The following is a 14,088-nucleotide window of genomic DNA, read 5'->3' as shown; positions in this document are numbered from 1 at the left end:
GCAGTTGAACGAAATGGATACCGATTTGAACCCGAGTATAGTGTCATTAGTCAGGATGGAGCCGTCCATGTTTATCGAAAAGGAGAATTCCTTGAAGAGCTGAAGTTTTCATTTTCAGGAACATCTCCTGATCCCGGTCAAATTGAACAGGTTATTGACGAATACTGTGAAACGCACGGGATTTAAACTGTGAACAAGAGAGGGAGAGGAACTTGCCATGTCTTTTGATGGTTATATTGGCATAGATTATTCGGGAAGAGGCAGCCCTGTTCAGCGTGTTACTGGCATCCAGGTAGTAAAAATGGATTCCAGAGGGGATTTCGAACGGATCTCCCCTCCTGAAAGCCAGGGCCGAACTTTTAGCTGGTCGCGGAAAGAAGTTTATGAGTATCTTAAACAAAAATTAAAAGGTGCCAATGAAAAATACATTATCGGTATCGACCATTGCTTGTCATTTCCACAGTCCTATTTTAAACAGCATCACCTGCAGAATTGGGACCAGTTTCTCCTTCATTTCCAGTCACTTTGGGATACAAAGTCGGAGCCGGTGAGTGTTTGCCGAAACAGAGTACCCGGCTATCCCGATTCTCATGAACTCCGTTTAACAGAGACATTTACATCGTCCGCCAAAAGCGCCTGGAATTTCGAGCAAATGACCGGGGCCGTCTCCTATTCGACCCATGCAGGGATTCCCTGGGTATTTGAGCTGCGTAAATCGGTGAATGAAAATCTCCATATCTGGCCGTTTGATGGCTGGACGCCAGTTAACGGAGAAAGCATTCTGGCGGAAGTCTACCCGGCCCTCCTGATTCAAAGATACAAGAAGTCTGATCCCCGTTTTCCCCATAATTGGCCACGTGATGCACAGGACGCCTTTGCTATCGCGGCCTGGCTGCAGGAAAGAGATGCGAATGGGACCCTTGGGAAGTATTTTGAACCTGCAACCCTAACGGAAGAAGAGAAAAATTGTGCCCAGCAATTTGAGGGATGGATATTGGGCGTTTGTTAACCTGAACCAATGATCAATTTTTATTAAAGCAGGGTATTATGAGTTAAAGGCTTTTGCTTTCCTAACGTTTTACTGGTTGAATTAGGCTAAATAGGAGGCGATGAAGTGATTAATAAAGAGGATTTTACGGTTGCCTATGCTTCCACAATGACAAAGCCATCCAATCGGGAAGTGGAATACATTAAACAGCATCTGACTGAATTTACTTCTGTCCTGCCTGACCGGGTGTTTGAGCATCATGGTTTTATTGAATGCCACTGCATCGATGAAAGAGCAGACGATTACGAGAATTATGTCCTGCATTGCTGGGAAGTAGGCGTCCCTGCTGAGAACGAACTTGATTCTGCCACCAATCGAATGTTATCCATCCTGCAATGCGGCAATTGCGGAAAATGGGCATTATGTGATTAAAAGGAAAACGGTTTTGAGAGGGAAATTTTAATAAGAACACAATAGTAAAAGTCCAATTCGCAATTGAATTGGACTTTTATTGTTCATTGTTGATTCATCACGCACGCAAGGAGTTCATTGGCGTAGAAATTCCGGTTAAGGTAAATGAAAGGTGTTTAAATAGCAGAAATAGGCGGAGAAATTCCGATTAACTTCTTTATATAGGCACTAAATCTAGGAGTTAGACCCATTTAAACGGAAAAACTCCCCTTATATTACGGGAAATGTTGGTATTTTCCAATGTAAGCGGAATTTTTCCGTTAATTTTTCAAACTTGGTGGGATAGGTTGAATTGAGATGGGACAGTTTAATAAAGAGTTCAAAAAGTGGCAGAGGTGAAATGGCCTATGATTTCGAGGAGACACCTTTTATTTAATCTAACCATCATTATCATTCCCTGGATGTCGTTATTTTTAATTGGTAAACGAAGTATTCAGCGTTATACGTTAACGGGCGTTTTCATCGTGGTGTTCGAGATTTTTAATCATATTTACGGCCATAAACGAAAATGGTGGAAGTTTTATGAAAAGCGCGCTTCCTTCCTAAGGGACGAGCTGCCTTTTAGTATCGGGCCCTATATGCCTTTATCCATGTGGCTTCTTAAAATATCGTATGGAAATTTTAAGAAATTCATTTTTCTAAATGCTGTGGCAGATTCGATCTTTGCGTTCTACTTTATTGATGTCTTAAGAAAGCTAAAGATTATTCGATTAAATCGCCTGAATCACTTCCAGTTTTTTATTTATCTCCACTTTAAAGCCTATTTGATGTATGCATTTCAGTACCTGTATGACAAGATCAGAGGAACCGGAAATCAACAAACCTCACATTAAAGCCTAACTAACTGCCAGGTGACATATACTCCTGGCTTTTGGCGTGCTAATCGTTCAACGGTCATTGAGACAGCAATGAAATGGAACGAGTCCAAACAACAAGCCTTCCCGTTTGACATGAAACCCTTTTCATCATATACACTTGACAAAAGGATTTAAACTAATGCATTGAAAGCAGGGGAGAAAATGACTGAACAAAGCTTAATTTTTTTTGATATTGACGGGACATTGCTGACACATGAAAAGACATTGCCTTTGTCCACCAAGGAAGCGATTAAAGAACTTAAGGACCGTGGGCATATTGTAGCGATTGCCACCGGACGGGCCCCGTTTATGTTCAAGGAACTGCGGGAAGAACTGGATATACATACTTTTGTCAGTTATAACGGCTCTTATGTGGTTTTGAACGGAGAAGTGATATACACCAATCCGCTAAACACACAATCTTTGGGAAAATTAACTGAGATAGCTGTGCGGAATGAACACCCGGTTGTTTATATGGATCATGAAGATATGAAGGCAAATGTTCCCGAGCACAACTATATCACAGAGAGCATCAGCACCCTAAAAATTTCACAATTTCCCACGCATGATCCTCAATATTACGTTGGCCGGGAGTTGTATCAAAGTCTCCTATTCTGCCAGGAAGGGGAAGAAAAACAATACGTAGAGCAGTTTAGCGACTTCGATTTTGTAAGATGGCATCCCGTCTCTGTTGATATTATCCCTGGAGGAGGATCCAAAGCCAAGGGTATTGAGAAATTAGTGAAACAAATGGGTATCAATGAAGAACAAATCTATGCCTTTGGTGATGGACTTAATGACTTGGAAATGCTCTCGACAATCCAAAATAGTGTCGCGATGGGAAATGGAGTGGAAAAAGTAAAGGCAGCAGCAAAGCATGTGACCAAATCGGTTGAAGACGATGGGATCCTTCACGGCCTTCGAATGGTAGGCCTATTGTAACTACCCCAGGATTTTGATAAAAAACACTAAATTCAGAAAACAGGTATACGAAAAGGATCCTGTATGATATAGTAAGGAACAATTACATATCGTGTAAGAGTTGGTGCCAAGCTGAGGCTTGGCTTAAAAGGGAAGAACGGTGAAAATCCGTCGCTGTCCCGCAACTGTAAATCGGAGTGACTCGCATATGCCACTGTCTTTGGACGGGAAGGCGCGGGAAGCGTTGATGATGAGCCAGGAGACCTGCCAATTCCCAGTACACACCAGATACCTACGTGGAAATAGGTGGTGACCTTTATTTGTACGACATACGAGTTAAGAGTCTGTTGCTACAATTTTAAAAGCATACCCTAACTTGAATGTAGAGCCATTTCCCGATTGCGGAAATGGCTTTTTTGTATTTGGACATATGTAAAATGATTTTAAGGAGGAACAGGAAATGAAGGTCGTAAGCACTGCCATTGGTTATCCCTATATTGGAGAGAACCGGGAATGGAAACGCTGTGTGGAATCCATTTGGAATGGCCATTTAACAGAGGAGCAGTTTCTTTCCGATATGAAGGAGATGCGCTTGAATCACTTACGGCGCCAGCAGTCACTGGGTTTGGAGTTTTTGACAGTGGGTGATTTTACTTTGTATGATCGCATGCTTGACCACGCCGCGATGTTTGGAATGGTTCCATCCCGCTATGGATGGTCAGGGGGAAAGTTGGACCTGGCTACCTATTACAAAATGGCGAGGGGAGCCAGAGATGCTGTCGCCAGTGAAATGACGAAGTGGTTTAATACGAATTACCATTACATTGTCCCCGAGTATGAGGGGCAGCCTCTTCAGTTAACAAACAATTACCTTCTTGATTATTTTATGGAAGCGAAGGAAGAACTGGGATTAGTCACAAAGCCTGCCATCATTGGGCCATTTACGTTTGTCCAGCTCTCCAAAGGCTACGATGAATTATCGAAAGCCTCGTTTTATCTCAAGCTCCTCCCGCTGTATGCACAAGTATTGCAGCAGCTGTCAGACGCCGGGGCAGAATGGGTTCAGGTGGAAGAGCCGGCATTGGTCCTTTCCCTGACTCCTGATGATGTAAAGCTGGTGCAATTCATTTACCGGCAGCTGGCACAGGAAGTTCCTTCGGTCAAAATCATGCTGCAAACCTATTTCGAAGGACCATCCTGTTTTGAAGAACTCTCCCGGATGCCAGTCGCCGGGATTGGCCTGGACTTTGCCCACGGTGGTAAGAAGAATATGGCCTCACTTACTAAACATGGCTTTCCCAAGGAAAAGGTCCTGGGTATCGGACTTGTGAACGGACGAGATATTTGGAGAGCCAATTTGGCCGAACTGGCAGTGGATATCAAGGCTGTCGTTAGCTTGAGCGGGGTAAACGAAGCCTGGATCCAGTCTTCATGCAGCCTACAGCATGTTCCTGTTACAGTGAAACTGGAAAGCGACCTTGACCCTGTATTGAAAAATGCCCTGTCATTTGCAGATGAAAAAATTGTGGAGATCACCCAGGTGGCGTCCTATGTTCGAGATGAGACATGGTATGGAAACAGGAGCGTTTCGGAAAGCATCCTCGCGATCCAGGAGCTGGCTCGGCACAAGGAAAGAAAAAATGAATTTGTGAGAGAGCTGGTCACCAAAGTGGAACCCGAGGATTACAGGCGGCCATTAGCTTTCAGGGACCGTCAGCCTTTGCAGCAAAAAGTGTTGAAACTGCCGGACTATCCGACAACCACGATTGGCAGCTTCCCTCAGTCGGGTGAGGTGAAACGTACGCGGAAAGCATGGCGGAATCAGGAAATCAAAGATGATGCCTATGCCGATTTTGTAAAAAAAGAATCAGCTCGCTGGATTGAAATACAGGAAGAAATCGGCTTGGATGTACTGGTGCATGGAGAATTTGAGCGTACAGACATGGTTGAATATTTTGCTGAAAAGCTGAGCGGATTTGCTTTTACTAAAGATGGCTGGGTAGTTTCGTATGGTTCCCGCTGCGTGAAGCCGCCAATTATCTATGGGGATGTCCAATGGACAGCGCCGATGACCGTAAAGGAAGTTGCCGAGGCCCAAGCATTGACATCAAAGCCTGTAAAAGGAATGCTGACGGGCCCGGTCACAATATTGAATTGGTCATTTGTCCGCGATGATCTCACAAAGGCCCAGGTAGCCTCCCAGATTGCCCTGGCACTAAGAGAGGAGATTCGTGCCCTGGAGGACGCAGGGATCTCGATTATTCAGGTCGACGAGCCCGCTCTAAGGGAAGGCCTGCCATTGCGCAAGGAAAACTGGGATGATTACCTGGCTTGGGGAGTTCAAGCCTTTAGACTGGCAACCGGCAGCGTGAAAAATGAAACGCAAATCCACACCCATATGTGTTACTGTGATTTCAATGATTTTATCGAGCCAATCACCGCCCTTGATGCTGACGTCATTTCCATAGAAACATCCCGGAGTCACGGCGAATTGATACAATCTCTAAAAAGGAATCCCTATCCACTGGGAATTGGATTGGGAGTCTATGATATTCATAGCCCTCGAGTGCCAAGTATTGAAGAGATTGATTCCATCCTGGATGATAGCTTGAAAGTCATCCCCAAAGAACAGTTCTGGGTGAACCCGGATTGCGGCCTTAAGACTCGTAAGGAAGAAGAAACGATTGCTTCTCTTAAAAATATGGTAGAAGCAGCCCGGAAACTGCGCCAGAAGCAAGAGCAAATGGTTTAGCAAAAAGTGAGAATGTTTCCTTTTTAAAAAGTTTCAGAATGTTCCTTGACAAATCAATCATATATGGATAGAGTAATAGTTAACTTAATAACACTCTTATCCAGAGAGGCGGAGGGACTGGCCCTGCGATGCCTCAGCAACAGACTGTAAAGAACTGTGCTAATTCCAGAAGCGTAAAGCTTGAAGATAAGAAGAGCCATGACCATATCGCCAAAACCTCTTCTTGCTTTGCAGGAAGAGGTTTTTTATTTGGGCTTACATATGGATTTACAAGAAGAAAGAGGGAATATACCATGTCAATCACGTTAACTAAAGCACCATTCAGAGCCGATCATGTAGGAAGTCTGCTAAGACCGAAGCACTTGCTTGAAGCGAGGACAAGCTTCAACAATGGTGAAATCAGTGCAGAACAATTGAGGGAGATAGAGCTTACTGAAGTTAGGAGAATCGTAGACAAGCAGATTGAAGTTGGATTAACAGCCGTAACAGATGGCGAGTTCAGACGGAACTGGTGGCACACGGACTTCATGGAGAACCTGCTTGGCATGGAAGGATACACGCCGGAGAAGGGGTACCAGTTCAGCAAATTGGAAACAGACAAGCATGACGTGCGTGCGATCGATCGAGTGAGGTTCAACCCTGATCACCCGTTCATCCAGCATGCAAAGGACTTGGTTGAAATTGTGGGAGACAGGGCGGTTGCCAAAGTAACCATCCCTAGCCCGAACCAGTTTTTCAATGCGGGGATCATCAATCCGGAAATCTACACCGATTGGGAAGATTTTGCCAAAGACATCATTGAGGCCTACCGACTTACCATTAAGGCATTTTATGAAATGGGAGTGCGCTACCTGCAGATTGATGATGTCTATATTGCCGGCCTTTCTGCGCCATCCCTTCCATTCAGCGACGCCCAGTTTTCACGTGAATACCTGATTGACCTTGCCTTGCGTGTGGTAAATGGCGCTTTAGAAGGAAAGCCTGAGGATTTGTACGTAACCACCCACATTTGCCGGGGAAACTACCGATCCGACTATGCGTTCGCCGGCAGCTATGACATTATTGCGCCAACCCTGCTGGCAAGGGAAAAAGTCGATGGATTCTTCCTCGAATTCGACGATGAGCGTTCTGGCACGTTCGAACCTTTACGGTTTATCCCTAATGGGGAAGGTGCACCACGGGTCGTACTCGGGCTGTTCACCTCCAAGTTCCCAGAGCTGGAAGACAAAAACGCCATCAAGGAAAGAATCAAGGAAGCAACTCAATTCATTCCACTCGAGCAGCTGTGCATCAGCCCGCAGTGCGGCTTCGCTTCCACCCATCACGGAAACAACCTGACAGAAGAAGAGCAGTGGGAAAAATTGAAGCTGATTGTGGAAGTCGCGAAAGAAGTATGGGATTATTAATAGAAATTAAAAAAGGATGCTGCGGCATCCTTTTTTATTATTGGCGCTTGGGTAAGAATGACGCGCTGATTCGGACACGCCAGGAAGAAAAGTATGGGCTCGAGTCCGAAAGTCGCCCTCATTCGGACTCGCCGCCAAAAAAAGCAAAAGCTCATGTTATTCCATCCTGCTCAAATCCAAATACTGAACACTCCTTCCATCTCGATCAAATTGAACCGTCAATTTGTTTTTATTTAGAAGATATATGAACTGTTCGCACGAAGCGCTCTCATAGCAAGTTACTTTTTTTACCTCGTTAGGGTACCCATACATATCGAGAACTTTGCTTTTCTCTTTCGGAACAGAAGTCATTTTTAAAAATTCAGGGTAGGCTTGCAAGCCGAAAACAGAGCCGTTATCCATTTTGAAATTTACCCGCACCCCTGCACCGTGCTTTTGATAATACAGTGACCTGACATTCAGATAATCCTCTGTTTTAATTGGTTTGCCAAACTGCTTAAGCAGATGATTGTACGAGGAGCCCACGTTGATTCCATTTAAATGAAGCGGTTTTTCCGTGAGGACATAGGCATCCTTGATTCCATTCTTTTTAAGAATTTGTTTTTGTTTCTCCGCATTAAGCTTATTTGAAAACACTCCGGCCTGGATACGATAAAAAGGCTTGCCATTGATCACTTTTTTTACAGTAACCACGTCGATGTTCTTCTTTTTCAAAGCTGCCGCCTGCTTATCGGCGTTCGCCTTCTGTGCATAGGATCCGCCAACCACAACATACAAAGGGATATTTTGGTTCAAGCCCGGTATGAGCAATTTTTGACCGGCATAAATGGTATTGGTTGTCAGGAGATTATAATCTTTCAACTCCTGGATAGACAGGTTGTAATTTTTTGATAGGCTGTACAGCGTATCTCCTTTCTTGACAGTGATGGAATCGTCATTAGCAGAACCAGAACCAGCGCCGAAAAACAATAAGGACACCATCAGCAAAGTACTAAAAGTCAACCGTGTGAAATATTTGAATTTTTTCACTTTTATCACCTCATAATCACAGACGTGTCAGATTTTCAAGCGTTGCATAAGGAAGAGCCCGTTTTCAAAGGTTAGAAGAAATGGGCTTTCAAGGTGTATGAATCCAGCGGCATGAGGCATTTTATTTGCTAAGTGCTGTTAATCTGTTTTAGATTAAAAACCATAAACTCATCAAAAGGAGACTGCAATTAATGGACCGTGAAGCAAAAAAACAGGAAATACTGGAAGCTTTTCAATTTAGACATGCCACAAAGGAATTCGATTCCGAAAAAAAGATTTCGGACGAAGATTTCAACTTTATTCTGGAAGCGGCAAGACTGTCACCGAGTTCTGTCGGTTATGAACCGTGGAAGTTTGTCGTTGTCCAAAACAAGGAACTGCGTGAAAAACTGCGTGAGGTTTCATGGGGTGCTCAAGGGCAGCTGCCAACCGCCAGCCATTTTGTCCTGATCCTGGCCCGTACGGTCAAGGATACAAAATATGATAGTGATTATGTTAAGCACCAAATGTTGAATGTAAAGCAAATTCCGGAAGATATCTTTGCCAAAATGTTGGTTCGGTATAAAGAGTTTCAGGAAAATGATTTGAACCTGCTTGAGAGTGATAGGGCGATTTTTGACTGGGCTTGCAAACAAACGTACATCGCACTTGGGAATATGATGACGGCAGCAGCTTTAATCGGAATTGATTCCTGTCCAATCGAAGGTTTTGATTTTGAAAAAGTAAACGGTCTTCTTGAGGAAGATGGACTCTTGGAAGATGGCCATCTAGCCTTATCAGTCATGGCTGCGTTTGGCTACCGGGCTAGGGAACCTAGGCCAAAAACAAGAAAACCTATGAAGGACATTGTTCAGTGGGTTGAATAATTCTTAAGGGCACTCATCCGGGGAGGATGAGTGCCTTTATTACTTTAGTGTTCATGAGGGCAGTGAAACAGAAAGACCACTTATTGTTTAGACACTCAGATATTTCGAGACTGGAAATATTTTTGTTTTGTGGTATGATGTCCATATCATACAAAATGGGGAGCGGACAATATGGAAGTATGGAAGCGGAATTTACTTGTTCTTTGGTTTGGCGTCTTTTTTACTTCTGCGAGTTTTTCAATGGTCATTCCCTTTCTCCCGATTTTTTTGCCGGAGATTGGAGTTACCGACCACATTGAATTATGGTCAGGCCTTTTGTTCAGCGCAGCTTTCTTTGCCGGTGCGATTGCTTCTCCGTTTTGGGGGCGGGTGGCAGACAAGTATGGCAGAAAGCCAATGATCATCCGGGCAGGGCTTTTTTTGTTTATCATTTATCTTCTGACGGCGTTTGTTACCAACCAGTATCAACTGCTTGTCTTGAGAATTTCCCAGGGACTTTTGACAGGATTTATTCCAGGCGCGATTGCTTTGGTGGGGACCAATACTCCGGGAACAAAGGTTGGATATGCACTGTCGATGATTTCCACCGCGTCTGCCTCCGGAGGAATCGTTGGGCCGCTGATTGGCGGAGTGGTTGCCCAGCTGGTAGGAAACCGAATGGCCTTTGGCAGCGCGGGAATCATCGTTCTGCTGTCGACCATCCTGATCATCCTGTTTGTAAAGGAAGAGAACTTTAAGCCCAGCAAGGAACCAGGTTCGGTGAAGAACGACCTGAAAATCGCTTGCCGGAACAAACCCTTTATGCTGGTTTTGCTGCTGACGGTTGTTACCGCGAGCTCCATTCTCACCATTGAACCAATTTTGCCGTTGTACATCATGGAATTGGGCAGCTCGACGGGTAAAGCGGTAATGGTGGCTGGCCTCGTGTTTGCGCTGCCGGGGATTGCCAGTACGATGTTTGCGCCTTTATGGGGAAAATGGGCAGATAAAGTTGGGTTCCACCGGGTTCTTTTCATCGGCTTGCTTGGCGGCGGGATTGGAACCTTTGCCCAGATTATGTTCGCCCATATCATTGGTTTTTCAATCAGCCGATTTGTTTTTGGCATCTTTTTCTGTGCGGTGTTCCCCGCATTGAATGGCCTGGTTGTCAAATTCACAGCTGAGGATTTTCGCGGCAGGGCTTTCAGTCTAAATCAGACGGCCACCCAAATTGGGGGAATGACAGGCCCGCTGATTGGCGGAGTAATCGGGGGATTTTTCCCTGCAGAATTCGTTTTTGCGGCAACAGGAATCATGCTTCTTGCTGCTGCCATCTTTGTTTACTGGAAGGAACAGGCCCTCAGGCCGGTTAAACAGGTTAAAAAAAGCGGAAGGGCCCTGGCCTCGCAATAAACTTCCAAAAAAGCTGAGACCGCAATTGCGGTCTTTTTTTTTGTTAAAGATCATGATGTTTTTCTGCCAATAAGTGAGGGAAGACTTATAAATAATGCAGAAGAACCGCCCCAGGCGCACGGAAGGAGATTGGTCATGGAGAACTATGAAATTACTGACATGATTATTGATGATGAGATGGGTATTGAAGAGTACGCAACCGCAGATTTCAAACAGCATGGGAAGAATTACCGCATTACGTTTAAAAAAGCCGACCTGGAGCTTGTTAATGCCTGGATTTTGAGGATGGCACATCTTTGCCAGCGGATTTATCGGATGACATGATTGAATCCTTGCGAGAAGATATAAAAAACCGAATTTAAATACTTTGAATCGCTGAAGCACAACCCGCTGGAACTGGAGGAATGGGGAAATGAAAGGGATTGCCGTCAGGCAATCCCTTTCAATTTTTTATCTGCCAAAAAGTGCCACGGCCTATTTTTCTTCACAAATCCTTCTGGTCGACATTCAGCTCAATAAGATTTCCATCCGGATCCGCGCAGAAAATCTGGGCAAATCCGCTTACGCTATCGGGCTTTTTTAAGACTTCCACTCCATGCTTCTCGAGCCATTCCAGTGTTTCGTGGTAGTTGCCAACGCGCAGCGCAAAATGGCCTTCCCGGCTGCCAACCTTCTTGTCCTGTCGAAGCGTTTGGGAAGAAGGGAGAACAATCAAGTGCAGCTGCTGCTGCCCGACTTTATACCATGCTCCGGGAAACCCAAAGTTCGGGCGCTCGAGCTCCTTAAGGCAAAGCACTTCTCCATAAAATTTCTTGGCCCTCTCCAAATCTGTCACGTTTAAGCTAACATGATGTAGTTCCTTATATGTAATCAAGCAATCCACCTCCAATTTGTATCCCTATAAAATATAGCATATATCAGAAAGGACATTGATGAAAATGGGAGTACAACAAAACAGGACGATACATCACCTTGTACCGTCCCGATTATTTATTTACTATAATTCTATTTCCGTCTTTTATCGTCTTGGCTTTGATTCCTGAAATTTGCTGCTTTCTCCCGTTCGGCATCTTTCTGGAAAGCTTCCATAGCCTTAACGTATAGCAAATTCATGGTATTCACCCCCATACTGTGCCATCCTTATTCCCCTGATTCCCTGTGTGTTTTGTGTAAAACCTTTTTTCTTCTTTCCAAAAATAGCAAGGTTTTTATTTTTAAAAGAGAAAAATATTTTAATAGCCAAACGGTTTTCTGCGATGTAAAATAAATTGAAAAATTCACCATCCATTTTGATTGCGGGAGGAATTCACGTCTAAAAGGATTACAGCATATTTCATTTGTTCCTTCAACCAAACGATCTGTTAGATACAGCTTTAAAATTGCCAAAATTCAAACTATTTAAAGGGTGATAAAGTTGAAAATGGATGCGACAGAAAGGCCAATCAAAGAACCAACGATTTTTAACCACATTGGAAATAAAATAATGACGGAAGACCGGGAAATCAGGATCATCGCCAAAATGGAAGAGCCGCTGATCGTTGTGCTCGGTAATGTCCTAAGCGATGAAGAGTGCGATGAGCTTATCTCCTTGTCGCAAAATAAATTGAAACGTTCGAGAATCGGGAATACACGGGAAGTGGATGATCTTCGGAGCAGCTCCAGCATGTTTTTTGATGAAGGAGAAAATGAACTGGTAGTGAGAATCGAAAGAAGGGTCTCGCATATCATGGGCATTCCTGCTGCACACGGCGAAGGCCTTCAAATCCTCAACTACCAGGTCGGACAGGAGTATAAAGCCCATTTTGACTTTTTTAAATCAGTAGAAAATGGCGCAAGCAATCCCAGAATCAGCACACTTGTCATGTATTTGAATGATGTGAAGGAAGGCGGGGAAACGTATTTTCCCAAGCTGAACTTCTCTGTCTCGCCCCAAAAGGGGATGGCAGTGTACTTCGAGTATTTTTACGATAACACTTCTTTAAACGAGCTGACCTTGCACGGGGGCGCTCCCGTCATCATTGGCGATAAGTGGGCGGCCACGCAGTGGATGAGAAGGAAAGTGGTTAAATAATATAAAAACGGAGTCATTCAACTGTCAAGAGAGCAGCATAATCAAAAAAGCCGGCTACTGTGTATCCCGGCTTTTTTGCGTACAAAGGAAGTTTGCAGGAAAGAGTACAATTAATTTCCTGTTTTTTTCCATTGTAATATAAAATTGGAAAGTTTTTTCGCTATTATGATATTATAAACTGGATAATATTGTTCTATATATTAAACAAAAGTCTATGATTTTAGGAGATATATAATGAGATATAACCTGGCATTATCTGGAGCTATTTCGGCTTTGCTGCTTTTGATAGGGGCTCCATTTTTCTTTTGGTACATAAAATCAGCTGTGCCAATGGGGGTAGCTGTTATCGATAAAACCGTTCCCAATGATGACTTCAGGGAGCACAAGGGACTTTTTTGGTTGCTTGAACATCATAAAATCACCACAAAGGACGGCGAGGCCTATGAAAAGGAAAAAGATTATTTTGGATATCGTCCTGATGAATTCAGCGGCGACCAGGAATTTGCGCCTCAGGCTCCCCTTGATTTGATATATCTGGCAGATACCTACGGAGTGTACAGTGAGGATGTAAACGAGAATCCTCGTGGCGACCGCTCCAGTCTTATTTACGGCGGGCTGACATCTCAGGAATGGGACGCAATCCTTCAAGCCAGGGAAGAGATTACTGTACTTTTGATGGAATTCAACTCCATTGCCTCCCCGACAGAAGACTCTGTAAGGAAATCGGTTGAAGAGAGCATGTCCTTTGAATGGAGCGGCTGGATTGGCCGGTACTTTCCAGATATGCAGGATAGTGAAATTCCTTCATGGCTGGTAAACAATTATCAGGATCAATATCAGCAGGAGTGGAAGTTTGAAGGTGAAGGACTTGTTTTTGTCGCCGAAAATGACAAGGTGGTGGTTCTCGACAACGGTGATTTCGAGGGCGAGGTATACTTCCAATGGACGAAGGAGGGCAGGACCCATTACCCCGAAGCCAGGAACAGCCCCTATGGATATTGGTTTGATATTGTGGAACCAAACTCCGGTACGATCGTGGAAGCGAATTATCACGTGAATCTACAGGGCAATGGCCGGCAAATTTTAAAGGACCATGGCTTGCCAGGCAAGTTTCCAGCGGTGATTCATCACCCTCAAAACCGTACCTATTATTTTGCTGGTGATTATGCCGATATTGAGACCACCAGTTGGCCGAAATGGATCGTACCGAATGTGTTTTATGACCTGATGGCGTTTATTCAACCGAAGGAAGCCTTTTATTGGAGAAGTTATTTTCCCATGATGACGCAGATATTGAAGGAAATCGAACAAAAAGAAAAATAGCCGCCTCTTGAG

The 14,088-nt window shown here is 44.3% G+C and carries 14 protein-coding genes and 2 riboswitches; of the genes, 12 read left to right on the top strand and 2 right to left on the bottom strand.

The window, feature by feature from the left end:
• From WQ57_RS26900 to WQ57_RS17905, 7 genes are all read left to right on the top strand, one after another.
• On the top strand, positions 1–186 hold a 186-nt coding region (locus tag WQ57_RS26900), incomplete at its 5' end, for a YbxH family protein (protein WP_046525135.1).
• Between the two features lie 31 nt (positions 187–217).
• The gene (locus tag WQ57_RS17930; RefSeq protein ID WP_046524994.1) at positions 218–1,009 is read left to right on the top strand and encodes a hypothetical protein; all 792 of its coding nucleotides are present in this window, start codon (positions 218–220) and stop codon (positions 1,007–1,009) included.
• A gap of 105 nt (positions 1,010–1,114) precedes the next feature.
• Entirely contained in the window at positions 1,115–1,420 is a 306-nt protein-coding gene (locus WQ57_RS17925) for a hypothetical protein (protein WP_046525134.1), read from the top strand.
• 386 nt (positions 1,421–1,806) lie between these two features.
• On the top strand, positions 1,807–2,292 hold the full coding sequence (locus WQ57_RS17920) for a hypothetical protein (protein WP_046525133.1): 486 nt from the start codon (positions 1,807–1,809) through the stop codon (positions 2,290–2,292).
• Between the two features lie 186 nt (positions 2,293–2,478).
• On the top strand, positions 2,479–3,258 hold the full coding sequence (locus WQ57_RS17915; RefSeq protein WP_046525132.1) for a Cof-type HAD-IIB family hydrolase: 780 nt from the start codon (positions 2,479–2,481) through the stop codon (positions 3,256–3,258).
• 84 nt (positions 3,259–3,342) lie between these two features.
• Positions 3,343–3,523, top strand: a riboswitch (cobalamin riboswitch).
• Between the two features lie 174 nt (positions 3,524–3,697).
• Positions 3,698–5,989, top strand: a complete 2,292-nt coding sequence (gene metE, locus WQ57_RS17910; RefSeq protein ID WP_046525131.1) for a 5-methyltetrahydropteroyltriglutamate--homocysteine S-methyltransferase — start codon at positions 3,698–3,700, stop codon at positions 5,987–5,989.
• Positions 5,990–6,082: 93 nt separating this feature from the next.
• Positions 6,083–6,182, top strand: a riboswitch (SAM riboswitch).
• Positions 6,183–6,282: 100 nt separating this feature from the next.
• Entirely contained in the window at positions 6,283–7,395 is a 1,113-nt protein-coding gene (locus tag WQ57_RS17905) for a 5-methyltetrahydropteroyltriglutamate--homocysteine S-methyltransferase (RefSeq protein ID WP_046525144.1), read from the top strand.
• A 156-nt stretch (positions 7,396–7,551) separates the two neighbouring features.
• On the opposite strand, the gene WQ57_RS26895 is transcribed toward WQ57_RS17905, so the two are convergent.
• On the bottom strand, positions 7,552–8,424 hold the full coding sequence (locus tag WQ57_RS26895) for a LysM peptidoglycan-binding domain-containing protein (RefSeq protein ID WP_046525130.1): 873 nt from the start codon (positions 8,422–8,424) through the stop codon (positions 7,552–7,554).
• Positions 8,425–8,615: 191 nt separating this feature from the next.
• On the opposite strand from WQ57_RS26895, the gene WQ57_RS17895 reads away from it, so the two are divergent.
• The 3 genes from WQ57_RS17895 to WQ57_RS17885 all read left to right on the top strand — a co-directional run bounded on the left by WQ57_RS17895 (position 8,616) and on the right by WQ57_RS17885 (position 11,006).
• Complete coding sequence (locus WQ57_RS17895; protein ID WP_046525129.1) at positions 8,616–9,290, top strand: NAD(P)H-dependent oxidoreductase; 675 nt, start codon at positions 8,616–8,618, stop codon at positions 9,288–9,290.
• 171 nt (positions 9,291–9,461) lie between these two features.
• Positions 9,462–10,682: an MFS transporter gene (locus WQ57_RS17890; RefSeq protein ID WP_046525128.1), complete on the top strand. Its 1,221-nt coding sequence runs from the start codon at positions 9,462–9,464 to the stop codon at positions 10,680–10,682.
• A gap of 135 nt (positions 10,683–10,817) precedes the next feature.
• Positions 10,818–11,006, top strand: a complete 189-nt coding sequence (locus WQ57_RS17885) for a hypothetical protein (protein ID WP_241481576.1) — start codon at positions 10,818–10,820, stop codon at positions 11,004–11,006.
• Between the two features lie 160 nt (positions 11,007–11,166).
• Here WQ57_RS17885 and WQ57_RS17880 read toward each other — a convergent pair whose 3' ends face one another.
• On the bottom strand, positions 11,167–11,556 hold the full coding sequence (locus WQ57_RS17880) for a VOC family protein (protein WP_046525127.1): 390 nt from the start codon (positions 11,554–11,556) through the stop codon (positions 11,167–11,169).
• A 546-nt stretch (positions 11,557–12,102) separates the two neighbouring features.
• On the opposite strand from WQ57_RS17880, the gene WQ57_RS17875 reads away from it, so the two are divergent.
• The gene (locus WQ57_RS17875) at positions 12,103–12,753 is read left to right on the top strand and encodes a 2OG-Fe(II) oxygenase (RefSeq protein WP_046525143.1); all 651 of its coding nucleotides are present in this window, start codon (positions 12,103–12,105) and stop codon (positions 12,751–12,753) included.
• Between the two features lie 234 nt (positions 12,754–12,987).
• Entirely contained in the window at positions 12,988–14,076 is a 1,089-nt protein-coding gene (locus WQ57_RS17870; protein ID WP_046525126.1) for a hypothetical protein, read from the top strand.
• Positions 14,077–14,088 lie beyond the last annotated feature (12 nt).

The organism is Mesobacillus campisalis (assembly GCF_000986785.1).
GTDB classification, from domain to species: Bacteria; Bacillota; Bacilli; order Bacillales; family Cytobacillaceae; genus Mesobacillus_B; species Mesobacillus_B campisalis.
This window is presented reverse-complemented; position numbering and strand designations above follow the sequence as displayed.

Coding starts and splice junctions, on each gene's coding strand:
- WQ57_RS17930 (WP_046524994.1), top strand. CDS start 218: ATGTCTTTTGATGGTTATATTGGCATAGATTATTCGGGAAGAGGCAGC.
- WQ57_RS17920 (WP_046525133.1), top strand. CDS start 1,807: ATGATTTCGAGGAGACACCTTTTATTTAATCTAACCATCATTATCATT.
- WQ57_RS17915 (WP_046525132.1), top strand. CDS start 2,479: ATGACTGAACAAAGCTTAATTTTTTTTGATATTGACGGGACATTGCTG.
- metE (WP_046525131.1), top strand. CDS start 3,698: ATGAAGGTCGTAAGCACTGCCATTGGTTATCCCTATATTGGAGAGAAC.
- WQ57_RS17905 (WP_046525144.1), top strand. CDS start 6,283: ATGTCAATCACGTTAACTAAAGCACCATTCAGAGCCGATCATGTAGGA.
- WQ57_RS17895 (WP_046525129.1), top strand. CDS start 8,616: ATGGACCGTGAAGCAAAAAAACAGGAAATACTGGAAGCTTTTCAATTT.
- WQ57_RS17890 (WP_046525128.1), top strand. CDS start 9,462: ATGGAAGTATGGAAGCGGAATTTACTTGTTCTTTGGTTTGGCGTCTTT.
- WQ57_RS17885 (WP_241481576.1), top strand. CDS start 10,818: ATGGAGAACTATGAAATTACTGACATGATTATTGATGATGAGATGGGT.
- WQ57_RS17875 (WP_046525143.1), top strand. CDS start 12,103: ATGGATGCGACAGAAAGGCCAATCAAAGAACCAACGATTTTTAACCAC.
- WQ57_RS17870 (WP_046525126.1), top strand. CDS start 12,988: ATGAGATATAACCTGGCATTATCTGGAGCTATTTCGGCTTTGCTGCTT.